This window comes from Sphingobacterium bovisgrunnientis (assembly GCF_009829085.1).
GTDB classification, from domain to species: Bacteria; Bacteroidota; Bacteroidia; order Sphingobacteriales; family Sphingobacteriaceae; genus Sphingobacterium; species Sphingobacterium bovisgrunnientis.
Genome location: NZ_WUQY01000183.1, coordinates 1 through 381, shown reverse-complemented (window position 1 = coordinate 381; position 381 = coordinate 1). Strand labels below are relative to the sequence as shown.

Sequence of the window (381 nt, the reverse complement as noted above, 5' to 3'; positions counted from 1 at the left end):
ATCCTTATAAATATATCAATTTTGATGGAAAAACATATATTAGTGAATTAGAAGTAAAAGCACCAATAGTATTAGATGGAGAAGAAATGATAATATCATGTTATTTAGACAATAGTATGGGAGATCATTACCATATATTATTAGGAATGAGTTTTTTACAAGTCTTAAATCATTATAATATTAATAAAGAAGGAATCTATATAACACATAATAATAAGACATTGTTTTGTTCAAAATAATGAATAATGTAATAACATTTCCATTAGGAGTATATGTACAAATTACCATAGTAGAAATCAATAAAACAACATGTTCCTTAATAGATACAGGAAGTGATATAACTATCGTAAAATATTCTTATTAAATAATTGGAATAATGAT

The 381-nt window shown here is 22.6% G+C and carries 1 protein-coding gene; it reads left to right on the top strand.

The genetic code is table 11. From position 1 onward, the window contains the following. A partial coding sequence (locus GOQ16_RS17790; protein ID WP_204987528.1) for a hypothetical protein occupies nucleotides 1–239 on the top strand: 239 nt, incomplete at its 5' end. Between the last annotated feature and the right edge of the window lie 142 nt (nucleotides 240–381).